Raw genomic sequence first — 22,835 nt, 5'->3', positions numbered from 1 at the left:
GAACGGCCCCGGGCCGGAGCCCGGGGCCGTAGCCGTGCCGCCCTCGCTGGAGGGTCAGTCCTCGATGGACGTCATGACGTGCTTGATGCGGGTGTAGTCCTCGAAGCCGTAGGCGGAGAGGTCCTTGCCGTAGCCGGACTTCTTGAAACCGCCGTGCGGCATCTCGGCGACCAGCGGAATGTGGGTGTTGATCCACACGCAGCCGAAGTCGAGGTTCTTGGACAGCCGCATCGCGCGGGCGTGGTCCTTGGTCCACACCGAGGAGGCGAGCGCGTACTCGACGCCGTTGGCGTACTCGACGGCCTGCTTCTCGTCGGTGAAGGACTGGACGGTGATGACGGGGCCGAAGACCTCGTTCTGGATGATCTCGTCGTCCTGCTTCAGGCCGGAGACGACGGTCGCGGCGTAGAAGTAGCCCTTGTCGCCGACCCGGTGGCCGCCCGCCTCGACCTTGGCGTGCGCGGGGAGGCGCTCGATGAAGCCGCTGACCTGCTTGAGCTGGTTGGCGTTGTTCAGCGGGCCGTAGGCGACGTCCTCGTCGTCGGGCAGCCCGGTCTTCGTGTCGGCGGCGGCCTTGGCGAGCGCGGTGACGAACTCGTCGTGGATCGACTCGTGGACCAGGACGCGGGTGGCGGCCGTGCAGTCCTGCCCGGCGTTGAAGAAGCCCGCCCCGGAGATGCCCTCGACGGCCTTGGCGATGTCGGTGTCCTCGAAGACCACGGCGGGCGCCTTGCCGCCGAGCTCCAGGTGGACGCGCTTGACGTCCTTGGCGGCGGACTCGGCGACCTGCTGGCCCGCCCGTACGGAACCGGTGATGGAGGCCATGGCCGGGGTCGGGTGCTCGACCATCGCGCGGCCGGTGTCCCGGTCGCCGCACAGGACGTTGAAGACGCCCTTGGGCAGGATCTGGCCGATGATCTCGGCGATCAGCACGGTGGAGGCCGGGGTGGTGTCGGACGGCTTGATGACGACGGTGTTGCCCGCGGCGAGCGCCGGGGCGAACTTCCACACGGCCATCATCATCGGGTAGTTCCACGGCGCCACCTGGGCGCAGACGCCGACCGGCTCGCGGCGGATGATGGAGGTCAGGCCCTCCATGTACTCGCCGGCCGAACGGCCCTCCAGCAGCCGGGCGGCCCCCGCGAAGAAGCGGATCTGGTCCACCATCGGCGGGATCTCTTCGGTGCGGGTGAGCTCCAGCGGCTTGCCGGTGTTCTCCGACTCGGCCGCGATCAGGTCCTCCGCCCGCTCCTCGAAGGCGTCCGCGATCTTCAGCAGGGCCTTCTGGCGCTCGGCGGGCGTGGTGTCGCGCCAGGCGGGGAACGCGGCGGCGGCGGCGTCCATGGCGGCATCGACGTCGGCCTGTCCGGAGAGCGGCGAGGTCGCGTAGACCTCTTCCGTCACCGGGTTGACCACGTCGATGGTCCGCCCGTCCGCGGCGTCCCGGAACTCTCCGTTGATGTAGTTGCGCAGACGGCGCACCTCGGTGGTCACAACCACCCCTCCTGTCGGCTGTCCGATGCGTGAGATCCCAACCCTAATCGGTCCGATGACGCTTTCGACATACCCACCGACCGACAACTTCGGATTCGGTGATATCTGAGCACCCAGACAACGAATATCATCGCTTTGGGGTTGCCAGACAGACGAGTAGCGGTGCAGAGTGAACGCGTGGCCAGTCGCAGCGCAGACTCCAGGACCGGGAACGGATCGTCACCAGCCGTCGATGCCGTCTCCCTCGCAATCATCGAGCAGCTCCAGGAGGACGGACGCCGTCCGTATGCCGCGATCGGCAAGGCCGTCGGCCTCTCCGAAGCGGCTGTCCGCCAGCGCGTCCAGAAGCTGCTCGATCAGGGCGTGATGCAGATCGTCGCCGTCACGGACCCGCTCACCGTGGGGTTCCGACGTCAGGCGATGGTCGGCATCAACGTCGAGGGCGACCTCGACCCCGTCGCCGAGGCCCTGTCGGCCATGGCCGAGTGCGAGTACGTGGTGATGACCGCGGGCTCCTTCGACCTGATGGTGGAGATCGTCTGCGAGGACGACGACCACCTGCTGGAGACGATCAACAAACGCATCCGGGCCCTTCCCGGTGTGCGCTCCACCGAGAGCTTCGTCTACCTCAAGCTCAAGAAGCAGACCTATATGTGGGGAACCCGATAGCCGTGAGCAAGGACCTGAGCCGAACCGCGTACGACCACCTGTGGATGCACTTCACCCGCATGTCGGACTACGAGAACGCGCCCGTTCCCACCATCGTGCGTGGCGAGGGCACCTACATCTTCGACGACAAGGGCAAGCGCTACCTCGACGGGCTCTCCGGCCTGTTCGTGGTCAACGCCGGCCACGGCCGTCACGAGCTCGCCGAGACGGCGTACAAGCAGGGCCAGGAGCTCGGCTTCTTCCCGGTGTGGTCCTACGCCCACCCGAAGGCCGTCGAGCTGGCCGAGCGCCTCGCCGACTACGCTCCGGGCGACCTCAACAAGGTCTTCTTCACCACCGGCGGCGGCGAGGCCGTCGAGACCGCCTGGAAGCTGGCCAAGCAGTACTTCAAGCTCAAGGGCCAGCCGACCAAGTACAAGGTCATCTCGCGCGCGGTCGCCTACCACGGCACCCCGCAGGGCGCCCTGTCCATCACCGGGCTGCCCGCGCTGAAGGCCCCCTTCGAGCCGCTGGTCCCCGGCGCCCACAAGGTGCCGAACACCAACATCTACCGCGCCCCGCTGTTCGGCGACGACCCGGAGGCGTTCGGCCGCTGGGCCGCCGACCAGATCGAGCAGGAGATCCTGTTCGAGGGCCCGGAGACGGTCGCCGCGGTCTTCCTGGAGCCCGTGCAGAACGCCGGCGGCTGCTTCCCGCCGCCGCCCGGCTACTTCCAGCGCGTCCGCGAGATCTGCGACCAGTACGACGTGCTGCTCGTCTCCGACGAGGTCATCTGCGCCTTCGGCCGGCTCGGCACCATATTCGCCTGCGACAAGTTCGGTTACGTGCCGGACATGATCACCTGCGCGAAGGGCATGACCTCCGGCTACTCGCCGATCGGCGCGTGCATCGTCTCGGACCGGATCGCCGAGCCGTTCTACCAGGGCGGCAACACCTTCCTGCACGGCTACACCTTCGGCGGCCACCCCGTCTCCGCCGCGGTGGGCCTCGCCAACCTCGACATCTTCGAGCGCGAGAACCTCACGCAGCACGTCCTCGACAACGAGAACGCCTTCCTCACCACGCTGCAGAAGCTGCACGACCTGCCGATCGTCGGAGACGTCCGCGGCAACGGGTACTTCTACGGCATCGAGCTGGTCAAGGACAAGGCGACCAAGGAGACGTTCACCGACGAGGAGACCGAGCGCGTCCTGTACGGCTTCCTCTCCAAGGCGCTGTACGAGAACGGCCTGTACTGCCGGGCCGACGACCGCGGCGACCCGGTCGTCCAGCTCGCGCCGCCGCTCATCTCCGACCAGTCGACGTTCGACGAGATCGAGGGCATCCTGCGGGCCGTGCTGACGGAGGCGTGGACGAAGCTCTGACCGCCACCGCCGTGACCCCTGGATGATGATCATCCAGGGGTCATTTTCCTACGTTCGACCGGCCCGGATTCGCCCGTTCCAGTGAGAAGGGGCGCATCCGGGCCACGTGCTGTTCGTACACACCGGTCCGACTATCTACGGTGCCGAGTGACCTATCGGCCGCGTCTTCGTTCCCCCGTGAGGGGACGGGAAAACCGACCTGAACCGAGGTGTACGCCATGGTGGCCCCGCCGGACAACGACGTGATCTGGGCGCGTTCCCTGCACCATTCCCACAACGGATCGCCCGGCCTCGGCGGTGTCTCCCTCGGCGTCCGCGAGGCCGAGATCGTGGCCGTGACCGGTCCGCGCGGCAGCGGGAAGACGACCCTGCTGCACTGCCTGTCGGGGCGGCTCGTGCCCGACCAGGGCGAGGTGTGGTTCAACAGCGTCCCCGTCCACACGATGGCCCCCCGGCTGCGCGAGCAGCTGCGCCGGGAGCGGTTCGGCTGGATCGGCTCCGACCCGCAGCTCGTGCCGGAACTGACCGCCTGGGAGAACGCGGCGCTGCCGCTGCTGCTGCGCGGGACCTCGCACCGGGCCGCGAAGAAGGCGGCCATGGAGTGGCTGGAACGGCTCGACATCGCCGCGTTCGCCAGGAAACGGCCGCACGCCCTGCTCCAGGCCCAGCGCCAGCGGATCTCGGTCGCCCGCGCGCTGACCGCCGCGCCGACCGTGCTCTTCGCCGACGAGCCGACCGCGACCCTGCACCACGCCGACCGCACCCAGGTGCTGCGCACCCTGACGACCGCGGCCCGCTCGCACGGCGTCACCGTCGTGCTCGCCACCCACGACGCCGAGGTCGCCTCGCTCGCCGACCGCACCGCGGCGCTGCTGGACGGCCGCCGCGTCGCCACGGTCTCGCTCCCGGCGAAGCCCGACTCGGAGGGCCGCTCGGCGTGCTCGCTCTCCGTCTAGCCCGCGGCACGCATCCCCTCGTCCTGGTCCGCCGACTGCTCGTCGCCGCCGCGTCGGCCGGTGTCGGCTTCCTGCTCCTGTGCACCCTCGGGTACGCCTCCGCGCACCCGGGCCAGTCCACCGGCTCGGTGCTGCGGCTGCTGTGGTGCTTCGTGCCGCTGGTGGCCACGGTCCAGTTCGCCGTCGCGGTCGCCCGTACGGACCCGAGCACCCGGCCCCGGCCGGGCCTGTCCTCCGTGGGCCTCGGGCCGGTCCGGCTCTCCGCGCTGGCGGCGGTCTCCACGGCCGTCTCGACCCTGCTCGGGTCGATGGTGGCGCTGCTCCTCTTCCTGCACCTGCGCGGCGATCTCACCGGGCTGCCGTTCGACGGCGGCGCGGCGGAGTTCCTGGGCGCGGGCGCTCCGCTGCCCCTGGCCGCCGCCCTGACGCTGCTGGCGCTCGTACCGCTGGCCTCGGCCACCGCGAGCGCGCTGGCGCTGCGGTCCCGGCCGGACACGGCGGCGGGGACGCACGCCTCCGAGGAACTTCCGGCCCCCGCCCCCGCACCGGCCGGCCTCCCCTGGGGCGTGGCGCTGACGGCTGCGGGGCTGGCGGTCGAGGCGTACGCGAGCCGGGACACGGCGGCGCACGCGTTCCCGCTGCCGGGCCGGTTCGACGCCACACCCATGGCGGTGCTGGCCGGCTGGTCCCTGACCGCGATCGGGCTGGCCCTGGCCGGGCCGGGCGTGACGTACCTGTGCGGCAAGCTGCTCCAGGCGGTGCGCCCCGGCGCGGTACGGCTGCTGGCGGGCCGGGTCCTGATGGACGAGGCGCGGCGGATCGGCCGGCCGATCGGCGTGGTCTGCGCGGTGCTCTCGGCGGGGATCGCGGCGACGGCCCTGTACGCGGGCGGTGAGCGCCCCTTCGGTCCGCTGACCGCGCTGGGCGCGGTGCTGGTCCTCGGCTGCACGGCGGCCACGCTGCTCACCTCGGCCCTGGAGGCGAAGCAGGCCCGCGCCCACACCGCCGGGGCGCTGCTGCGGATGGGGGCTCCGGCCGCCGCGCTGCGTGCCGCGACCGCGCTGCGCGCCGTCATCCTGATCGCCGTCTTCGCGCCGCTGACCTGGGCTATCGCGCGGCTGGCGGCCCTGCCCCTGACCAAGTGAGCGCCCCTGCGCAAGGCCGGGGCGGTGAGGTCAGGGGTGGGCGGCCAGGCGGGCGGCCAGGGCGTCGAAGAACGCCTCCCAGCCGTCCTCGGCCGCCGCGTACTGCTCGGCGGTGAGGTTGCCGCCCCGCTGCTGGAAGGCCAGCTCGGTGGTGCCGTCGCCGAGATCCGTGAAGGTCGCGGTGACGATCTCGCCCTCCGCGTCCTCGGGCGAGGCGGGGTCCTTGAGCGTGAAGACCAGGCCGTCGGGGCCGCTCACCTCCCGGTACACCCCGTGGAACGGCATCTCCACCCCGGGCATCACGAGCACCAGGCTCCACGCGCCGCCGGGCCGCACGTCCATCGACACCCGGTCCAGCGGGACGTCCGCCTCCCCGCCGTACCAGGCGGCGAAGTCCTCCGGCTCGGTCCACGCGGCGAAGACCCGCTCGGGCGAGGCGTGCAGTACGCGGGTGAGATCGATGCCCTCGCGGGTGCCACCGTCCATGGTCGCGGTCCTCGTCCCGGTCGCCCCTTCCCGCGGGCACGGACGCGTCCGCGGGGTGTCCGCCTCCAGCTTGCCCGGCCGGGCGTGCGCTGTCGCGCCGTGCGGTACGGGCGCGGGCCCGGCCTGCGGCCACCGGCCCGCTACCCCGCCGCCAGGACCACCGTCTCCGCCGCGTCGAACCGTACGCCCACGACCGCGCCCTCGTCCGGGGTGTCCCGCAGGGCGCACTCCGCCTCCAGCACGGGCGCGTTCTCCGGGGCGAGCCGCACGGTCACACGGTCGCCCCGGAACGTGCGCACCCCGACCGTGCAGCGCAGCCCGTCCTCGGCGTCGCCGATCAGCACCCCGGCGGGCCGCACCAGCAGATCGGCGGCGCCCTGCGGAGAGCCCGCCGCCACCGGCACCCTGCCCCACACCGTGTCGGCGCTCCCGCCGCTCACCGTCGCCCCGACCACGTTGTCGAAGCCGAGGAAGCGGGCGACGAACGCGGAGGCGGGGCGCTGCCAGACCTCCAGCGGGCTGCCCTGCTGGGCGACCCGGCCGTCCCGCATCACCACGACCCGGTCGGCCAGGGCGAAGGCTTCGCCCTGGTCGTGCGTGACGGCCAGCACGGTGGTGCCCAACCGGCCGAAGAGCGTGCGCAGTTCGACCACGAGGCGTTCGCGCAGGCTGCGGTCCAACTGGCCCAGCGGCTCGTCCAGCATCAGCAGCTCCGGGCGCGGCGCGAGGGCGCGGGCCAGCGCGACACGCTGCTGCTCCCCGCCGGACAGCGCCGCGACCGCGCGCCGCTCCGCGCCGGGCAGCCCCACCAGGTCGAGGAGTTCGGCGACCCGGCGTTCGCTCTCGGCCCGGCCGACGCCGTGCATGCGCAGCCCGAACGCCACGTTGCCGCCGACGTCCCGGTGCGGGAAGAGCTGGTGGTCCTGGAACATCAGGCCGAGCCCGCGCCGGTGCACCGGCACGTCCGTCCGGTCCGCCCCGGCCAGCAGCACCCGGCCGCCGTCCATCGGCTGGAGCCCGGCGACGGCCCGCAGGAGGGTCGACTTGCCGCTGCCGCTCGGGCCGAGCACGCACACGATCTCGTGGTCGGCGACGTCCAGGTCCACCGCGTCCAGCGCCGTGCGCCCGCCGAACCGGACCGTGGCCGCGCGCAGGCTCAACAGCGGCCCCGCTTGCGTCTTCGTTCCCGCCGTCACTCAGAACTCCCCGGATCGGTCGGTGCGGACGCGTTCGAGCAGGAGCAGCGACACCGCGCACACGAGCATGAGAATGGTGCTGAGGGCCATCGCCTGCCCGTAGTTGAGCTCTCCCGACCGGCCCAGCAGCCGCGCCACGGCAACCGGCAGCGTGGGGTTGTCGGGCCGGGCGATGAACACGGTGGCCCCGAACTCCCCGAGCGACACGGCGAACGCGAACCCGGCCGCCACCAGGACCGCCCGGCGCACCAGGGGCAGGTCGACCTCGCGCCACGCCCGCAGCGGGGAGGCCCCGAGTACGGCGGCGGCCTCCCGCAGCCGGTGGTCGACCGCGCGCAGGACGGGGAGCATGGTGCGCACGACGAACGGGACGCCCACCAGGGCCTGGGCCAACGGCACCAGGATCCAGGAGGTGCGCAGGTCCAGCGGCGGCTCGTCGAGGGTGATCAGGAAGCCGAAGCCGACGGTGACGGCGGAGACGCCGAGCGGCAGCATCAGCAGCGCGTCGAAGCCGCGCACCAGCCGCCCGGCCCGCCGGGTCAGCGCGGCGGCAGCGAGCCCGCCGACGACGAGGGCGATGAGCGTGGCGACGAGCGCGTACTGGAGGGAGTTGCCGACCGCCTCCAGCGGGGCGACCAGGAACGTCGAACCGCTCGCCCCGGCGGACCTGAGGGCCTGGTAGTAGCCGAGGCCGTAACCGTCCGGCCCGTCGAACGACCGCTCCACCAGCACGCCGAGCGGCAGCAGGATCAACAGCAGCGCGGTGAGGAGCACTCCCCCGAGCAGCGTCCACTGCCCGGCGCCGCGCGGCCGTCGCGCGGTCTGCGCCGGGTCGACGAGCTTCAGCGCGGTCTCCCGGCGGCGTACGGTCCGGGCGTGCACGGCGAGGATCGCGCCGACCGCCGTGAACTGCACGAGCGTCAGCACGGCCGCCGTGGGCAGGTCGAGCAGTTGCGCGGTCTGCCGGTAGACCTCCACCTCCAGGGTGGAGTACGAGGGTCCGCCGAGGATCTGCACGACGCCGAACGAGGTGAACGTGAAGAGGAAGACCATCAGCGCCGCCGCGGCCACGGCGGGTGCGAGGGCGGGCAGCGTGACCCGCCGCCAGGCGGCGAACCGGCCTGCGCCGAGCACCTGGGCGGCCTCCTCCTGGCGCGGGTCGAGCTGCGACCAGAGGCCGCCGACGGTGCGGACGACCACCGCGTAGTTGAAGAAGACGTGGGCCAGGAGGATCGCCCACACGGTGGTGTCCAGCCGTACGCCCCACAGCTCGTCGAGGAAGCCGCCGCGGCCCAGCAGGGCCAGGAACGCGGTGCCGACGACGACGGTCGGCAGCACGAACGGCACGGTGACCACCGCGCGCAGCACCTGCTTGCCGGGGAAGTCGAAGCGGGCGAAGACGTAGGCGCCCGGCAGCGCGACGACCAGGGTGAGGGCGGTGGAGGCCAGCGCCTGCCAGGTGGTGAACCAGAGGACGTCGAGGATGTCCGGGCGGGCCAGCACCTCGCCGATCCGCCCGAACTGCCAGCCGGCACCGGTCCTGAGTCCCCGGCCGACGATCGCGGTCACGGGATAGGCGAAGAACACCGCGAAGAACGCGACGGGCAGGGCCATCAGGACGAGCCGTACCGCGCTCCGGCGGCGTCCGGACCCGCGGCGGGCCCGGACAGCGGCGGCCTCGGCTGACTTCGCCCCGGCGTCTACTTCAGGACCAGCGACTGCCACGACTGGATCCACTGCTCACGGTTGGCGGTGATCTTCTCGGGCGCGACGGTGGGAGGCGTCTGGACGCTCTCGCCGAACTCCGTGAACAGCGCGGGGAGCTCGGCGTCCTCGACGACCGGGTTCACGAACATGTTCAGCGGCATGTCCTCCTGGAACGCCTTGCCGATCATGAAGTCCAGCAGCGCCTTGCCGCCCGCCTCGTTCTTCGCGCCGGTCAGCAGCCCGGCGTACTCGGTCTGCCGGAAGCAGGTGCCGGTGGCGACGCCGGTCGGGGCCTGCTTCGGCTGCGGATCGGCGTAGAGCACCTCGACGGGCGGGCTGGAGGCGTAACTGACGACGAGCGGCCGGTCGGCGTCGGCCTTCCGGCCGCCCGCGGAGCCGGAGAACTCCTCGTTGTACGCCTGCTCCCAGCCGTCGACGACCTTGACGCCGTTGGCCTTGAGCTCCTTCCAGTACGCCTCGTAGCCGTCCTCGCCCTCAGCGGCGATGGTCCCCAGCAGGAAGCCGAGACCGGGCGAGGAACTGGCGGCGTTCTCCGTGACGAGGAGGTTCTTGTACGCGGGCTTCAGCAGGTCCTGGAAGGTCTTCGGCGGCGCGAGCTTCTTGTCGGCGAAGTACTTCTTGTCGTAGTTGACGCAGATGTCACCGGTGTCGACGGGCGTGACCCGGTGCTTCTCGTCCGTCTCCGTGCCGGCCGCGACCCGGTCCAGCCCCTTGGCCTCGTACGCGGTGAACAGACCGTTGTCGAGGGCGCGGGAGAGCAGGGTGTTGTCGACGCCGAAGAAGACGTCGCCGCGCGGGGAGCCCTTGGTCAGGATCTCCTGGTTGAGCGCGGCGCCGGCGTCGCCGCTCTTGAGCACCTTGACCGTGTAGCCGGTCTCCTCGGTGAACGCCTTCAGCACCTTGTCCGAGGCGTTGAACGAGTCGTGGCTGACGAGGGTGACGGTCTGGGAACCGGAGCCATCCGACGCCCCGCCCGCCGGGCCGTCGCCGCTTCCGCAGCCCGCGAGCACGGTGACGCCGAGAGCGGCGGCGAGCGCGGTCGCCGCGTACTTCGTGGTGGTGTTCATCTGATTCCTCCTGGAGGTGACCAGGAAGAGACGCGGCCCCGCCCGCGCTCCGGCGAACCGGAAGCGGGCAGGGCGCAACAGCTTGAGTAAGGTCCGAACTTCCTACCCGGAATGACCCGGGCGAGGTTCAGAGGGTCTGCGGCCAACCTGTCCTCGGTGCCGCACTCTCAGCGCTGTGGCGCTCCCCTGTCGGAATATGAAGTTGATTTCGGCCCAGGCTACACCGGCGTTTTCGGCCCGGTCCGCCGGGAGGCGCGGTCTGGGCCGGTCCGCCGGGGCCGTGGGTCCGGCCCGCCGGGTGCCGGGGGTCCGGCCGGTCCGGTGCGCCGGAGGCCGGTGCGGGACTCAGCGCTCGGAGGCCGCCAGCTGACCGCAGGCCCCGTCGATCTCCTGACCGCGGGTGTCGCGGACGGTGACGGGCACGCCGTGGGCCGCGATCGCCTCGACGAACGCCTTCTCGTCCTCGGGCCGCGAGGCGGTCCACTTGGAGCCGGGCGTCGGGTTCAGCGGGATCAGGTTGACGTGGACGCGCTTGCCCTTGAGCAGCCTGCCGAGCAGGTCGCCGCGCCATGCCTGGTCGTTGATGTCCCGGATCAGGGCGTACTCGATGGAGATGCGGCGGCCGGACTTCTCCGCGTACTCCCAGGCGGCGTCCAGCACCTCGCGCACGTTCCACCGGGTGTTGACCGGGACGAGCGTGTCGCGCAGTTCGTCGTCGGGGGCGTGCAGCGAGACGGCGAGCCGGCACTTGAAGCCCTCGTCGGCGAAGCGCAGCATCGCGGGGACGAGTCCCACGGTCGAGACGGTGATCCCGCGCTGGGAGAGGCCGAGGCCGTCCGGCTCGGGGTCGGTGAGCCGGCGGATCGCTCCGACCACGCGGTTGTAGTTGGCGAGCGGCTCGCCCATGCCCATGAAGACGATGTTGGACAGCCGCGCGGGCCCGCCCGGCACCTCGCCGTCGCGCAGGGCCCGCATGCCGTCGACGATCTGGTGGACGATCTCGGCGGTCGACAGGTTGCGGTCCAGCCCGGCCTGCCCGGTCGCGCAGAACGGGCAGTTCATCCCGCAGCCGGCCTGCGAGGAGATGCACATCGTGACGCGCTCGGGGTAGCGCATGAGGACGGACTCGACGAGCGTGCCGTCGTGCAGCTTCCACAGCGTCTTGCGCGTGGTGTCGTCGTCGCAGCTGATGTGGCGGACGACGGACATCAGGTCGGGGAACAGCGCCTCGGCCAGCTTCCCCCGCGACGCGGCCGGGATGTTCGTCCACTCGGCCGGGTCGTGCGCGTACCGCGCGAAGTAGTGCTGCGAGAGCTGCTGGGCGCGGAACGGCTTCTCGCCGGCCGCGGCGACCGCTTCCTTGCGCTCGGCGGGCGTGAGGTCGGCGAGGTGCCGCGGCGGCTTCTTGGCTCCGCGGGGCGCGACGAAAGTGAGTTCTCCGGGCTTAGGCATGGTTCATCCAGTGTCGCAGACAGACGAGTGAGGGTCCGCCGCCCTGTGGACGACGGACCCTCACTCGTAGAACACGCAGGTGGTACGGGGCGCCGCGGCACCGGTCGCTCAGCCGGAACCGACGAACAGCACCAGCAGCAGCCAGACCACCGGCGCGGTCGGCAGCAGCGAGTCCAGCCGGTCCATGATGCCGCCGTGGCCCGGCAGCAGGGTGCCCATGTCCTTGATCCCGAGATCCCGCTTGATCATGGACTCGCCCAGGTCGCCGAGGGTGGCGCTGGCGGCGACCGCGAGCCCCAGCAGCAGCCCCTGCCACCAGGCGCCGCCGTCGATCAGGAACTCCATGCACAGCACCCCGGCCGCCATCGCGAAGCCCACCGCCCCGAGCAGGCCCTCGCGGGTCTTGCCGGGGCTGATGCGCGGGGCCAGCTTGGTCTTCCCGAAGCGCCAGCCGACGGCGTACGCCCCGGTGTCGCTGACGACGGTGAGGACGAGGAAGGTCAGGACCCGCCACGCTCCGTCGTCGGCCGTCAGCATCATGGCGACGAAGGTGGCCAGGAACGGCACGTAGAAGACGGCGAAGACCCCGGCCGTGACGTCCTTGAGGTAGCCCTCCGGCGGCCGGGTCATCCGCCAGACCAGCACCGCCAGCGCGGTGAGGGCCGTGGCGACCCAGGCTCCCTCCGGGCCCCAGGCGTAGCCGGCGACGACCATCGCGGCCCCGCCGACGGCGAGCGGAACCAGAGGCGCCCTGATGCTCTTGCGCTCGGCGAGCCGTTGGGTGAGCTCCCACAGCCCGACGACGACGGCGACCGCTATCACGCCGACGAAAGCCGCCTTCACGACGAAGAGCGAGGCGACGATGACGGCGCCGAGACCCACGCCGACCCCTATGGCGGCGCGCAGATCACGCCCCGCACGCTTCTTCTGCGGCGGTGGCGGCAGCGGGGTCGACATGGGCTCCTGCGGCATCTCGTCACGGAACAGGGGGCCGCTGACGTGCGCGGCGTCCCCGTCCCGGTCGTCACGACTCTCTGCGTCTCTACCTGCGTCGGGAACGTCCGGCACGTTGGGCATGGGCCGAGTCTGCTGGGCGTCATGCACATCGTAGGCAGGACCCGCCGGGGCAGCCCTCATCTCGGGCGTGCCCCAGTAACCGGCTTTCGGCGGGGCGCCCCAGGAAGAGTCGTTCATCAGACTTCGAGCAGCTCGGCTTCCTTGTGCTTGAGCAGCTCGTCCACCTGCGCGACGTACTTCGCGGTGGTGTCGTCGAGCTCCTTCTCGGCGCGGCGCACCTCGTCCTCGCCGGACTCCTTGTCCTTGACGAGCTTGTCGAGCGCTTCCTTGGCCTTGCGGCGGATGGAGCGGATCGAGATCTTGGAGTCCTCGGCCTTGGACTTGGCGACCTTGATGTACTCCTTGCGGCGGTCCTGGGTCAGCTCGGGGAAGGTCACCCGGATGATATTGCCGTCGTTGCTCGGGTTGACGCCGAGGTCGGAGTCGCGGATCGCCTGCTCGATGTTGCGCAGCGCGCTCTTGTCGAACGGCGTCACGACCGCCATCCGCGGCTCGGGAACCGAGAACGAGGCCAGCTGGTTGATCGGGGTCAGCGCGCCGTAGTAGTCGGCGACGATCTTGTTGAACATCGCCGGGTGCGCGCGGCCGGTGCGGATCGCGGCGAAGTCCTCTTTCGCGACGACGACGGCCTTCTCCATCTTCTCCTCGGCTTCGAGGAGGATTTCTTCGATCACCACGTGCTCCTGCGTGTTGTGGGCGGGCCCGTCATCGCCGGGCCCTGCGGATCCTGCGTCGCGTCCTCACCTGCACGGTGTCCGACCGGCAGGCCGTTGTCCATCCTGGGAGGGCCGTCAGGCCCGGGTGCTCTCGTCGCTCACCAGCGTGCCGATCTTCTCACCCTTGACGGCGCGAGCGATATTGCCCTCGGCCGTCAGCTCGAAGACGAGGATCGGCAGCTGGTTGTCACGGCAGAGCGTGATGGCGGTGGCGTCGGCGATCTTGAGATTGCGGGCGATCACGTCGCCGTACTCCAGCGCGTCGAACTTCACCGCGTCCGGGTTGGTCTTGGGGTCGGAGTCGTAGACCCCGTCCACGCCGTTCTTGCCCATGAGCAGCGCCTCGGCGTCGATCTCCAGGGCGCGCTGGGCGGCGGTCGTGTCGGTGGAGAAGTACGGCATGCCCATGCCGGCGCCGAAGATGACCACGCGCCCCTTCTCCAGGTGCCGTACGGCGCGGAGCGGGATGTACGGCTCGGCGACCTGGCCCATGGTGATGGCGGTCTGGACGCGCGAGTCGATGCCCTCCTTCTCCAGGAAGTCCTGGAGCGCCAGGCAGTTCATGACGGTGCCCAGCATGCCCATGTAGTCGGACCGGGCACGGTCCATGCCGCGCTGCTGGAGTTCCGCGCCACGGAAGAAGTTGCCTCCTCCGATGACCACCGCGATCTGGGCTCCGTCGCGTACGACGGCCGCGATCTCGCGGGCGATGGTGTGCACGACGTCGGGGTCGACGCCGAGGCCGCCGCCGCCGGCGAATGCCTCACCGGAGAGCTTCAGCATGAAGCGCCCGGAAACCTTGTCGTCGCGCTTCTGGTCGGCCTGCGAGGCGTCCGCGCCCTTGTCCATGGAAAATTCTCCTCGTGCACATACGAAGAAGGCCATTGCCGGTGGGTCTGGTGTCCCTCAGCGGCAATGGCCTCCTCGTCAGTTCTGCGGTCGTCCGGCATGAGTGCGGCCGTCGACTGCACTAGACCCTATCGGGGTCCACCGTTGTTCGCGGACGGACTCAGATGCCGACCTTGATGCGCGAGAAGCGCGTCAGGGTGACACCGGCCTCGTCCAGGACCTTCTGGACGGACTTCTTGGCGTCCAGCGCGTACGGCTGGCCGAGGAGGGTGGCCTCCTTGAAGAAGCCGTTGACGCGACCCTCGACGATCTTCGGGAGGGCGGCCTCGGGCTTGCCCTCGGCGCGGGTGGTCTCCTCGGCGACGCGGCGCTCGGCCTCGACGACCTCGGCCGGGACGTCCTCGCGGGAGAGGTACTTCGGGGCGAACGCCGCGATGTGCTGCGCGATGCCCTTGGCCAGCTCGGCGTCGGCCTTGTCCAGCTCGACCAGGACACCGATCTGCGGGGGCAGGTCGGGCATGGTGCGGTGCATGTACACGGCGACGTAGGTGCCGGTGAACTGCGCGAAGCGGTCCAGGACGATCTTCTCGCCGAGGTTGGCGTTGGCCTCGTCGACGTACGCCTGGACGGTCTTGCCGGCCTCGATCTCGGAGGCGAGCAGCGCCTGGATGTCGGCCGGGGAGGTCGCGGCGACGTGGGCGGCGAGCGTGTTGGCGACGTTCTGGAACTTATCGCCCTTGGCTACGAAGTCCGTCTCGCACTTCAGCTCCAGCAGAACGCCGGACGTCTGGTCCTCGGAGATGAGGGAGACGACGGCGCCGTTCTCGGCAGAGCGGCCCTCGCGCTTGGCGACGCCCTTCTGGCCCTTGATACGGAGCGCCTCGACGGCCTTGTCGACGTTGCCGTCGGCCTCGTCGAGCGCCTTCTTGCAGTCCATCATGCCGGCGCCGGTGAGCTCGCGGAGCTTCTTGACGTCAGCGGCGGTGTAGTTCGCCATGAGTCTGTATGTCTCTCTCGAAGTCTGAAAGATCTACGGGTGAACGGCGGGGGCGACGCTTGTGGCGTCGGCCCCCGCCGTCAGCAGCCGTGACGGGTGTCAGGCCTGCTCGGCGTCCGCGTCGGCGGCCGGAGCCTCGGCCTCGGCGACCGGAGACTCGGCCTCGGCGACCGGAGACTCGGCCTCGGCGACGGCCTCGGCCGGCTTCTCGGCGTCGGCGACCTTCTCGGTCTCGGCGGAGGACTGGACCTCGGCGGCCGGGGTCTCGTCCTTCTTGTCGCCCTCGAGCAGGTCACGCTCCCACTCGGCGAGGGGCTCGCCGGCGGCCTTCTCGCCCGGCTTCGAGTCGCCGGTGGCGGCACCGGAACGGGCGATGAGGCCCTCGGCGACGGCGTCGGCGATCACGCGGGTGAGCAGGGTGACGGAGCGGATCGCGTCGTCGTTGCCCGGGATCTTGTAGTCGACCTCGTCGGGGTCGCAGTTGGTGTCGAGGATCGCGACGACCGGGATGTGGAGCTTGCGCGCCTCACCGACGGCGATGTGCTCCTTCTTGGTGTCGACGATCCAGACGGCGCTGGGCACCTTCTGCATCTCGCGGATACCACCGAGGGTCTTCTCCAGCTTGGCCTTCTCGCGCGAGAGGACCAGGAGCTCCTTCTTGGTGAGGCCGGAGGCGGCCACGTCCTCGAAGTCGATGAGCTCAAGCTCCTTCAGACGCTGAAGGCGCTTGTAGACGGTGGAGAAGTTGGTGAGCATGCCGCCGAGCCAACGCTGGTTGACGTACGGCATGCCGACGCGCGTCGCCTGCTCGGCGATGGCCTCCTGGGCCTGCTTCTTCGTACCCACGAACATGATGGAGCCGCCGTGGGCGACGGTCTCCTTGACGAACTCGTAGGCGCGGTCGATGTACGACAGCGACTGGAGCAGGTCGATGATGTAGATGCCGTTGCGCTCGGTGAAGATGAAGCGCTTCATCTTCGGGTTCCAGCGACGGGTCTGGTGACCGAAGTGGACGCCGCTTTCCAGCAGCTCCCGCATCGTGACGACGGCCATGGCCGTACTCCTTGAGTTTCTCGGTTGTCGCCACCACAGGATTGCGGCGGCGCCTGACGCCCCGATCGCGCCGTGCCACGAAGGACCGAGGGGCGCGGCCACCGTCCGCGAAGGGGGAGGTGGCGGGGCGTGCGAAGTCGACCCGGTGACCCGGATCGCCACATGAAGTGTACGGGACCCTTCGGGTGCCGGGTGACGGCGATGTCCACAACCGGCGGGCTGTCCACAGGAACGGTCCATGATCAGCGAAATCCCGGGATACGGGAGACCGTTGGCGCATGCGAGTACCACGCCGCGCACCCGCTCGACCACGCTGCGCACATCCCCGGACGCCGAAGCCGATGCCGCGGGCTTCGGCTTCGGCGTCAATGCCCATGTCGGCTGCGTCTTCGGTTTCGGCTTCGGCTTCGGCTTCGACGCCGGTGTCGGTGCTCGTGTCGTCGGTGGTGGCCGCCGCGGTGGCCCTGGTGGTCGCGTTCATGGTCTCCGCGGTGCCGGGCGCGGTGCGGGCGGCCGGTCCGGACGCGGTGCGGGCGGCGGCGGTCGCGCGGGCCTCCGCCGCCGCCTCACCGGTTCCGCCGGGCCGGGCGGCGGAACGGACCGGCGGCCGGTCCTGGCCGCTGGCGGGCAGGCCCGCGGTGCTGCGCGGCTGGGAGCCGCCGGCCGGGCCGTACGGCCCCGGCCATCGCGGCGTCGACCTCGCCGCGCGGCCGGGCGAGGCGGTGCTGGCCGCCGCCACGGGCCGGATCGTCTTCGCGGGGCGTGTGGCCGGACGCGGAGTGGTCACCGTCGAGGTGGCCGGGAGCGGTGCGCCCGTGCTGCGCACGACCTTCGAACCGGTGCGCGCGACGGTCGAGGAGGGCGAGGAGGTGGCGGCGGGCCGACCGGTCGGGGTGCTGGAGGCGGGGCCGTTCCACTGCGCCGCGGGCTGCCTGCACTGGGGGCTCCGGCGCGGCGACGCCTACCTGGACCCGCTCACGCTGCTGCCGCCCGCGCTGCTGCGGCGCGGGCCTTCACGGCTGCTGCCGGTGTCCGGCGTGCCCGAACCGCAGAGACAACCCCGCGCCGATCGGGACGGGCGGGCCGGGGCGGAGAAGCGGGCCGGGCCCCTCTCCCCCGCTCGTCGCGGTTCGTTCAGCCGCGTACGCCGCGCAGGATCATGCCGACCGCGGTGTCCGCGATCAGGCCGGGCTCCTCGGCGACCCCGAGCTCGATGCGGCGCACGGCGGCGTCCACCGAGCCCTGGAGGAGCATCGCGGCGAGCCGGGGCTGCGTGTGGCCGAGGTCGGCCAGGGCCTCGACGATCATGGCGATCAGACCGCCGTGCGCCGCCCGGATCTTCTCCCGGGCGCCGGCGTCCAGCTCGCTCGCGGAGATCGCGACGACCGCGCGGTGGCGGCGGTCCCCGACGAGGTCGAGCTGGCGGCGCACATACGCCTCGATCTTCGCCTCGGGGGTCTCCTCACGCCGCATCGCGTTCTCGACCTCGGCCGCCCAGACGGGGAAGTCGACGGCGCACAGCTCCTCGACGACCGCGGCGCGGGAGCGGAAGTACTCGTACACGGAGGACCGAGCGAGACCCGTGCGCTCGGCGAGTGCGGGGAAGGTCAGCGCCTCCGTACCGCCTTCGGACAGCAGAGAGCGCGCGGCGTCCAGGAGGGCGCCGCGCTGCATGGTCCGGTGCTCGGCCACGGAGGCCGCTCGAATCCTGGGCACGCCTCCACTCTACGGCGGCACGTCTGCGAGGGAAGGGTTCGGCCTCTGTTCGGGTGGCCGAAGACCCGGCTTCTCAGCGGCCGGCGTCGGCCAGTTTGGCCCGGAGCTGGAGCACGGACTTGGTGTGGATCTGGCTGACCCGGCTCTCCGTCACACCGAGGACGTTGCCGATCTCCGCCAGGGTCAGCCCCTCGTAGTAGTAGAGCGTCACCACGGTCTTCTCACGGTCGGGGAGCGTGTTGATGGCACGGGCGAGGAGCCGTCTCAGCTCGCGGTCCTCGGCGACCTCGACCGGATTGTCGGCGGTGGTGTCCTCCAGGGTGTCCATCAGGCTCAACCGGTCGCCGCCCTCGCCGCCGACGTGCAGCAGCTCCTCCAGGGCGACGACGTTCGCCAGCGACAACTGGCTGAAAACGGCGTGCAGTTCCTCCAACGCGATGCCCATCTCCGCGGCCACCTCGGCCTCGGAGGGCGTACGTCTCAGCTGCGCCTCCAGCGTGGCGTAGGCGCGCTCCACGTTGCGCGCCTTCTGCCGCACCGAGCGGGGAATCCAGTCCAGCGCCCGCAGTTCGTCGATCATCGCGCCGCGGATCCTGGTGATCGCGTACGTCTCGAACTTGATGGCCCGCTCGATGTCGAACTTCTCGATCGCGTCGATCAGCCCGAAGACTCCGGAGGAGACGAAGTCGGCCTGCTCGACGTTGGACGGCAGCCCCACGCTCACCCGCCCCGCGACGTACTTGACCAGCGGCGAGTAGTGCAGGATCAGCTGCTCCCGCAGCCGCTCGTCACCGGTGGTCTTGTAGGAGCGCCACAACTCGTCGAGGGAGGAGGGGGCGGGAGGGCGCACAGTGCCACGCGCAACCGGTGGTACTGCCGCGCGGTCAGACCCGGAGGTGTGCTGGGGCATGTGGTGCCTTGAGCCGTTCTGCCGTGAAGTGCTGGGGGACTTTTGTCTGGGGCGGAATCCTTGTGAGCGTAGCGTGACTGTGGGGTCGCAGTCCGCGCAGGCGAGGAGTTCCGTACCGCGCGATTTCGTTCTGCCGCGGACACCGGTCGCGCCCGGCGAGGTCCGGGGCCGTCACCATGGGCGTCGCCCCGGGCGTCGGCCCCGGATACGCCGTCGAGCGTTGGTCCGAGGTCATCGGGCTTACCTTTTCACCCGAATGCTCCAGGTCAAGTACCGCCCCGCCGCGCGTCGCCGTTGCGTGGCGGGGTGACCGTCAACCGCCATCCGTCGCCCTCGCGTTCGACGAACCCCAGTGAGTGCAGTTCGTACAGCAGCGCGAGCGCTTCGTCGCTGGACGTCCCGGCGCTGCGGGCGAGGTCACGGGGGCGGGCGAGGCCGTGGTACGGAAGGGATTCGAGGACGCGCGCGGCGGTCGCGCCCAACTGGTCCCGGGGCAGCACCGGGCCGCGCCTGACCGGAGCGAGCTCGCCGATGTCCCCGACCAGTTCGACGACTTCGGACGCGTCGGTGACCAGCACGCCCTCGCCGCGCAGCAGCTCGTGAACGCCTGCCGAGAGGCCGCTGGTGGCGGGGCCGGGCACTCCCATCACGTGGCGGCCGAGGTTTTGCGCCCGGCGGGCGGTGACGAGCGATCCGCTGCGGTACTCGGCCTCCACCACGACCGTTCCCCTGGTCAGGGCGGCGATCACCCGGTTGCGCAGGACGAACCTGCTGCGCGTCGGGTGCGAGGACGGCGGCAACTCCGTGACGACGAGGCCCTGTTGCGCCACCCTCCCGATCAACTCGGCATGTCCTCGCGGGTAGACGACGTCCACGCCGCAGGCCAGCACCGCCGTCGTGGCCCCGCCCGCCGCGAGGGCCCCGCGGTGGGCCGCCCCGTCCACGCCGAACGCCGCGCCCGACACCACCACCCAACCGCGCTCCGCGAGCCCGGCGCCCATGCTCGCGGCCATGTGCGCGCCGTACGCGGTGCAGGCGCGCGCACCGACCACCGCGACCGAGCGCAGGGACCACAGCCGCAGGTCCGCGGCGCCCCGCACCCAGAGCCCGACCGGCCGCGCGTCGCCCAGGTCGTCCAGCTGGCTGGGCCACTCCAGGTCGCCGGGGCAGACGAAGCGCCCGCCCGCCGCGGCCACCTCCGCCAGATCGCGCACGGGGTCGGCAGCCGCAGCCCGCAGCAGGTGGCCCTCCCGGCGCGCGGCGGTCATTCCGGGCAGCGTCTCGGCGGCGGACCCGTCCTCGGAGCCGAGGATCCGCAGCAGCCCGACGGGCCCGGCCGCCCGCAGCCACTGCCCGGCGCGCTCGTCGCCCGGCTCCAGCACCCTCGTCAACGCGGCCCGGGCCAGCCGCTCCGCGTCCTCCGGCCCCCGGCCCCGCCCCGCCGCCCGTTCCGTGGACGCCTTCACCGCGCCCCCGCCTCCATCGGCACCCCGCGCCGGATCCCCGTGCGCAGCTCCAGCGCCGCCGCGACGTCGCCCGCCTCGGGCCGGTCCGCACCCCGCAGGTCCGCCACGGTCCACGCCACCCGCAGCACCCGGTCCAGGCCGCGGGCCGTGAGCAGGCCGCGCTCCAGGTCCCGTTCCGCCTGCGCCGGCGCTCCCGGAGCCGTGAGCAGCCGGGTCCGCAGCTCATGGCCCGGCACCTCGCTGTTGGTGGCCCAGGGCGTGCCCGCCAGCCGTCGCGCGGCCCGCTCCCGCGCCTCCCGCACCCGCGCGGCCACCACCGCCGTCGGCTCGCCGCGCCCGCCCTGCCCGAGCAGATCCGCGCGGTTGACCGGCTCCACCTCGACCCGGAGGTCCACGCGGTCGAGCAGCGGCCCCGACAGGCGGGCCTGGTAGCGGCGGACCGCCGAGGGAGGGCACTCGCAGCCCGCACCGGTCAGGGTGTGCCGCCCGCAGGGACACGGGTTGGCGGCGAGGACCATCAGGAACCTGGCGGGAAGCCGCACCACGCCCGCCGCCCGGGCCACCACGACATGGCCGGACTCCAGGGGCTGGCGCAGGGCGTCGAGCGCCTTCGCGGAGAATTCCGGCGCTTCGTCGAGGAAGAGGATCCCACGATGGGCGAGCGAGACGGCTCCGGGTCTCGGCATCCCGTTGCCCCCGCCCACCAGCGACTGCATCGTCGCGGAGTGGTGCGGCGCGCAGTAGGGCGCGCGGGCGACGAGCGGTTCACCCGGTGGGAGGATGCCCGCCACGGAATGGACCGCCGTCACTTCGAGGGATTCCTGCCGGGTGAGCGGCGGCAGGAGAGCCGGGAGCCGTTCCGCCAGCATGGTCTTGCCCGCTCCCGGCGGGCCCGAGAGCAGCAGGTGGTGGCCGCCGGCCGCGGCCACCTCCAGGGCCTGGCGCGGACGCCGCTGCCCGGCGACGTCCGCCAGGTCGGGCCGCCCGCCGTCCCCGCCCGCCGAGGCCGCCGCGAGGCCGGTGCCGAGGCCGATGCCCGGGACCATGAGCCCGGCGAGCATGGCGTCGGGCCGGCCCTGACCGCCGTCGGCGGGCTCGTCCGGGACCGGCTCGTCGCACAGGACGGCGACCAGCTGGCGCAGGCTCCGGACGCCGAGGACCGAGACGCCCGGCACGAGAGCGGCCTCCCCCGCCGTCTGCTCGGGCACGACGACCTGCCGGTATCCCGCCTCGGCCGCCGCGAGGACGGCGGGCAGCACGCCGCGCACCGGCCGTACCCGGCCGTCCAGCCCCAGCTCTCCGATCATCACCACGTCGGCGATGGCGGCGGGATCGAGCCGCTCGGCCGCCCCGAGGACCGCGCAGGCCACGGCGAGATCGAATCCCGATCCACTCTTGGGCACCGAGGCCGGGGAGAGCCCGACCGTGAGCTTCTTCTGCGGCCACTCCGCGCCGGAGTTCACCACCGCCGCCCGCACCCGGTCCCGGCTCTCCACCAGGCTCTTGTCCGGCAGACCGACCAGGGTGAACGCGGCCACCCCGGGCTCCAGGTCCGCCTGCACCTCGACCACCACGCCCTCGACGCCGACCAGCGCCACCGAACACGCTCGCGCGAAGCCCATCAGGACACCCCTCGCGCGTGCTCCACGACGGGAGCGCCGCGCCGGGGCACGGTCACCCCGACGAGATCGATCCGCACGCCCCCGCCCGGCGGCCCGCCGTGCCGGTCGAGCCAGATCTCGGCGAGCCGGCGCAGCCGATCGGCCTTGACCGGCGTCACCGCGGCCATCGGATGTTCGAACTCCTGCGACCTGCGGGTCTTCACCTCGCAGACGACCAGGGCGTTACCGTCCCTGGCCACGATGTCGATCTCTCCGGCGCGACAGCGCCAGTTCCGCTCGATCACGTCCATCCCGGCGTCGGCCAGCAGCCGTGCCGCCAGGTCCTCGCCATACCGCCCGAGTGCCCCCCGTGCGTTCATTTCGGCACCACCTCCGGCACCGACTCTGGCCTGTCCGCGCGGGCACTGTGGATCTTGGTGGACAACTGGGCGGATGTGGAAAACCCGGTCCCCCACACGGGTGACCGGGTCGTCCTTGGATCTCGCGGGCGCGTCGCGAGCGCGCGCATCGGCGGTCCGCCGCCGCGGGCCGCGCGGGCTCAGCCCCCCGGAAGTTCCAGATCGCTCTTGTTGAGCTCTTCGATATTGACGTCCTTGAAGGTCAGCACACGGACCTGCTTGACGAACCTCGCGGGCCGGTACATGTCCCAGACCCAGGCGTCCGCCATGGACACCTCGAAGAAGACCTCGCCCTGGACGGAGTGCACCTGCATCTCGTAGTCGTTGGTGAGGTAGAAGCGCCGTTCGGTCTCGATCACATATTTGAACAGACCGACGACATCGCGGTACTCCCGGTAGAGCTTCAGCTCCATCTCGGTCTCGTACTTCTCGAGGTCCTCGGCGCTCATGGCATGTTTCCCCTTCAGCCGTGCG

21 protein-coding genes, 1 pseudogene and 1 riboswitch are annotated in these 22,835 nt (G+C 71.6%); of the genes and pseudogenes, 5 read left to right on the top strand and 17 right to left on the bottom strand.

Annotation, left to right across the window (positions count from 1 at the left end):
• Positions 1-54: 54 nt before the first annotated feature.
• Entirely contained in the window at positions 55-1,494 is a 1,440-nt protein-coding gene (locus tag EES43_RS22240; RefSeq protein ID WP_124270338.1) for a gamma-aminobutyraldehyde dehydrogenase, read from the bottom strand.
• Between the two features lie 162 nt (positions 1,495-1,656).
• Here EES43_RS22240 and EES43_RS22235 point away from each other — a divergent pair, with 162 nt between their 5' ends.
• The 4 genes from EES43_RS22235 (at position 1,657) to EES43_RS22220 (ending at position 5,628) form a co-directional block, all read left to right on the top strand.
• Positions 1,657-2,163 (top strand): Lrp/AsnC family transcriptional regulator, encoded by a 507-nt coding sequence (locus EES43_RS22235; protein WP_124270337.1) that lies wholly within the window; start codon positions 1,657-1,659, stop codon positions 2,161-2,163.
• Positions 2,148-3,527: an aspartate aminotransferase family protein gene (locus EES43_RS22230; protein WP_124270336.1), complete on the top strand. Its 1,380-nt coding sequence runs from the start codon at positions 2,148-2,150 to the stop codon at positions 3,525-3,527. The genes EES43_RS22235 and EES43_RS22230 overlap by 16 nt, the downstream gene beginning before the upstream one ends.
• Before the next feature lie 218 nt (positions 3,528-3,745).
• Entirely contained in the window at positions 3,746-4,483 is a 738-nt protein-coding gene (locus tag EES43_RS22225; protein ID WP_124270335.1) for an ABC transporter ATP-binding protein, read from the top strand.
• On the top strand, positions 4,465-5,628 hold the full coding sequence (locus EES43_RS22220; protein ID WP_124270334.1) for a hypothetical protein: 1,164 nt from the start codon (positions 4,465-4,467) through the stop codon (positions 5,626-5,628). The genes EES43_RS22225 and EES43_RS22220 overlap by 19 nt, the downstream gene beginning before the upstream one ends.
• 30 nt (positions 5,629-5,658) lie before the next feature.
• On the opposite strand, the gene EES43_RS22215 is transcribed toward EES43_RS22220, so the two are convergent.
• The 10 genes from EES43_RS22215 to rpsB all read right to left on the bottom strand — a co-directional run bounded on the left by EES43_RS22215 (position 5,659) and on the right by rpsB (position 16,249).
• Positions 5,659-6,114 carry an SRPBCC family protein gene (locus tag EES43_RS22215; protein WP_124270333.1) on the bottom strand — a complete coding sequence of 152 codons (456 nt, stop codon included), beginning with the start codon at positions 6,112-6,114 and terminating at the stop codon, positions 5,659-5,661.
• Between the two features lie 140 nt (positions 6,115-6,254).
• Positions 6,255-7,277, bottom strand: a complete 1,023-nt coding sequence (locus tag EES43_RS22210) for an ABC transporter ATP-binding protein (protein WP_124272108.1) — start codon at positions 7,275-7,277, stop codon at positions 6,255-6,257.
• Between the two features lie 33 nt (positions 7,278-7,310).
• Entirely contained in the window at positions 7,311-8,924 is a 1,614-nt protein-coding gene (locus EES43_RS22205) for an ABC transporter permease (protein ID WP_124272107.1), read from the bottom strand.
• 86 nt (positions 8,925-9,010) lie between these two features.
• Positions 9,011-10,105, bottom strand: a complete 1,095-nt coding sequence (locus tag EES43_RS22200; RefSeq protein ID WP_124270332.1) for a thiamine ABC transporter substrate-binding protein — start codon at positions 10,103-10,105, stop codon at positions 9,011-9,013.
• A gap of 81 nt (positions 10,106-10,186) precedes the next feature.
• Positions 10,187-10,303: riboswitch (TPP riboswitch) on the bottom strand.
• A gap of 147 nt (positions 10,304-10,450) precedes the next feature.
• Entirely contained in the window at positions 10,451-11,557 is a 1,107-nt protein-coding gene (rlmN, locus tag EES43_RS22195; protein WP_124270331.1) for a dual-specificity RNA methyltransferase RlmN, read from the bottom strand.
• A 108-nt stretch (positions 11,558-11,665) separates the two neighbouring features.
• On the bottom strand, positions 11,666-12,751 hold the full coding sequence (locus EES43_RS22190) for a phosphatidate cytidylyltransferase (RefSeq protein ID WP_124270330.1): 1,086 nt from the start codon (positions 12,749-12,751) through the stop codon (positions 11,666-11,668).
• Entirely contained in the window at positions 12,751-13,308 is a 558-nt protein-coding gene (gene frr / locus EES43_RS22185) for a ribosome recycling factor (RefSeq protein ID WP_124270329.1), read from the bottom strand. Before frr ends, EES43_RS22190 begins: the two co-directional genes overlap by 1 nt.
• A 117-nt stretch (positions 13,309-13,425) precedes the next feature.
• Positions 13,426-14,199, bottom strand: coding sequence for a UMP kinase (gene pyrH, locus EES43_RS22180; RefSeq protein WP_124270328.1), 774 nt, complete (start codon positions 14,197-14,199; stop codon positions 13,426-13,428).
• A gap of 160 nt (positions 14,200-14,359) precedes the next feature.
• Entirely contained in the window at positions 14,360-15,196 is an 837-nt protein-coding gene (gene tsf, locus EES43_RS22175; RefSeq protein WP_124270327.1) for a translation elongation factor Ts, read from the bottom strand.
• Positions 15,197-15,295: 99 nt separating this feature from the next.
• Positions 15,296-16,249 (bottom strand): 30S ribosomal protein S2, encoded by a 954-nt coding sequence (rpsB, locus tag EES43_RS22170; protein ID WP_124270326.1) that lies wholly within the window; start codon positions 16,247-16,249, stop codon positions 15,296-15,298.
• Between the two features lie 374 nt (positions 16,250-16,623).
• Here rpsB and EES43_RS22165 point away from each other — a divergent pair.
• Positions 16,624-17,298: pseudogene (locus EES43_RS22165) on the top strand (M23 family metallopeptidase); the annotation flags it as partial.
• A gap of 85 nt (positions 17,299-17,383) precedes the next feature.
• On the opposite strand, the gene EES43_RS22160 reads toward EES43_RS22165, so the two are convergent.
• The 6 genes from EES43_RS22160 to EES43_RS22135 all read right to left on the bottom strand — a co-directional run bounded on the left by EES43_RS22160 (position 17,384) and on the right by EES43_RS22135 (position 22,810).
• Positions 17,384-17,941 (bottom strand): TetR/AcrR family transcriptional regulator, encoded by a 558-nt coding sequence (locus EES43_RS22160; RefSeq protein ID WP_124272106.1) that lies wholly within the window; start codon positions 17,939-17,941, stop codon positions 17,384-17,386.
• A gap of 97 nt (positions 17,942-18,038) precedes the next feature.
• A complete protein-coding gene (whiG, locus tag EES43_RS22155; protein ID WP_124270325.1) occupies positions 18,039-18,875 on the bottom strand; it encodes an RNA polymerase sigma factor WhiG in 837 nt (278 codons plus the stop codon).
• 266 nt (positions 18,876-19,141) lie between these two features.
• Positions 19,142-20,341, bottom strand: coding sequence for a DNA-processing protein DprA (dprA, locus tag EES43_RS22150; RefSeq protein WP_241192496.1), 1,200 nt, complete (start codon positions 20,339-20,341; stop codon positions 19,142-19,144).
• Positions 20,338-21,963 carry a YifB family Mg chelatase-like AAA ATPase gene (locus EES43_RS22145; protein WP_124270324.1) on the bottom strand — a complete coding sequence of 542 codons (1,626 nt, stop codon included), beginning with the start codon at positions 21,961-21,963 and terminating at the stop codon, positions 20,338-20,340. The genes dprA and EES43_RS22145 overlap by 4 nt, the downstream gene beginning before the upstream one ends.
• The gene (locus EES43_RS22140) at positions 21,963-22,322 is read right to left on the bottom strand and encodes a YraN family protein (protein WP_124270323.1); all 360 of its coding nucleotides are present in this window, start codon (positions 22,320-22,322) and stop codon (positions 21,963-21,965) included. Before EES43_RS22140 ends, EES43_RS22145 begins: the two co-directional genes overlap by 1 nt.
• 179 nt (positions 22,323-22,501) lie before the next feature.
• The gene (locus EES43_RS22135) at positions 22,502-22,810 is read right to left on the bottom strand and encodes a DUF2469 domain-containing protein (protein ID WP_003965949.1); all 309 of its coding nucleotides are present in this window, start codon (positions 22,808-22,810) and stop codon (positions 22,502-22,504) included.
• Between the last annotated feature and the right edge of the window lie 25 nt (positions 22,811-22,835).

It is taken from the genome of Streptomyces sp. ADI96-02 (assembly GCF_003846185.1).
Lineage (GTDB): Bacteria > Actinomycetota > Actinomycetes > Streptomycetales > Streptomycetaceae > Streptomyces.
This window is presented reverse-complemented; position numbering and strand designations above follow the sequence as displayed.

Bases quoted from the DNA above. Each gene is read 5' to 3' on its own strand.
- rlmN (WP_124270331.1), bottom strand. From the start codon at position 11,557: ATGCCTAAGCCCGGAGAACTCACTTTCGTCGCGCCCCGCGGAGCCAAG.
- EES43_RS22145 (WP_124270324.1), bottom strand. From the start codon at position 21,963: ATGGGCTTCGCGCGAGCGTGTTCGGTGGCGCTGGTCGGCGTCGAGGGC.
- EES43_RS22215 (WP_124270333.1), bottom strand. From the start codon at position 6,114: ATGGACGGTGGCACCCGCGAGGGCATCGATCTCACCCGCGTACTGCAC.
- EES43_RS22205 (WP_124272107.1), bottom strand. From the start codon at position 8,924: ATGGCCCTGCCCGTCGCGTTCTTCGCGGTGTTCTTCGCCTATCCCGTG.
- whiG (WP_124270325.1), bottom strand. From the start codon at position 18,875: ATGCCCCAGCACACCTCCGGGTCTGACCGCGCGGCAGTACCACCGGTT.
- EES43_RS22225 (WP_124270335.1), top strand. From the start codon at position 3,746: ATGGTGGCCCCGCCGGACAACGACGTGATCTGGGCGCGTTCCCTGCAC.
- EES43_RS22190 (WP_124270330.1), bottom strand. From the start codon at position 12,751: ATGAACGACTCTTCCTGGGGCGCCCCGCCGAAAGCCGGTTACTGGGGC.
- EES43_RS22135 (WP_003965949.1), bottom strand. From the start codon at position 22,810: ATGAGCGCCGAGGACCTCGAGAAGTACGAGACCGAGATGGAGCTGAAG.
- pyrH (WP_124270328.1), bottom strand. From the start codon at position 14,199: ATGGACAAGGGCGCGGACGCCTCGCAGGCCGACCAGAAGCGCGACGAC.
- EES43_RS22140 (WP_124270323.1), bottom strand. From the start codon at position 22,322: ATGAACGCACGGGGGGCACTCGGGCGGTATGGCGAGGACCTGGCGGCA.
- tsf (WP_124270327.1), bottom strand. From the start codon at position 15,196: ATGGCGAACTACACCGCCGCTGACGTCAAGAAGCTCCGCGAGCTCACC.
- rpsB (WP_124270326.1), bottom strand. From the start codon at position 16,249: ATGGCCGTCGTCACGATGCGGGAGCTGCTGGAAAGCGGCGTCCACTTC.
- EES43_RS22200 (WP_124270332.1), bottom strand. From the start codon at position 10,105: ATGAACACCACCACGAAGTACGCGGCGACCGCGCTCGCCGCCGCTCTC.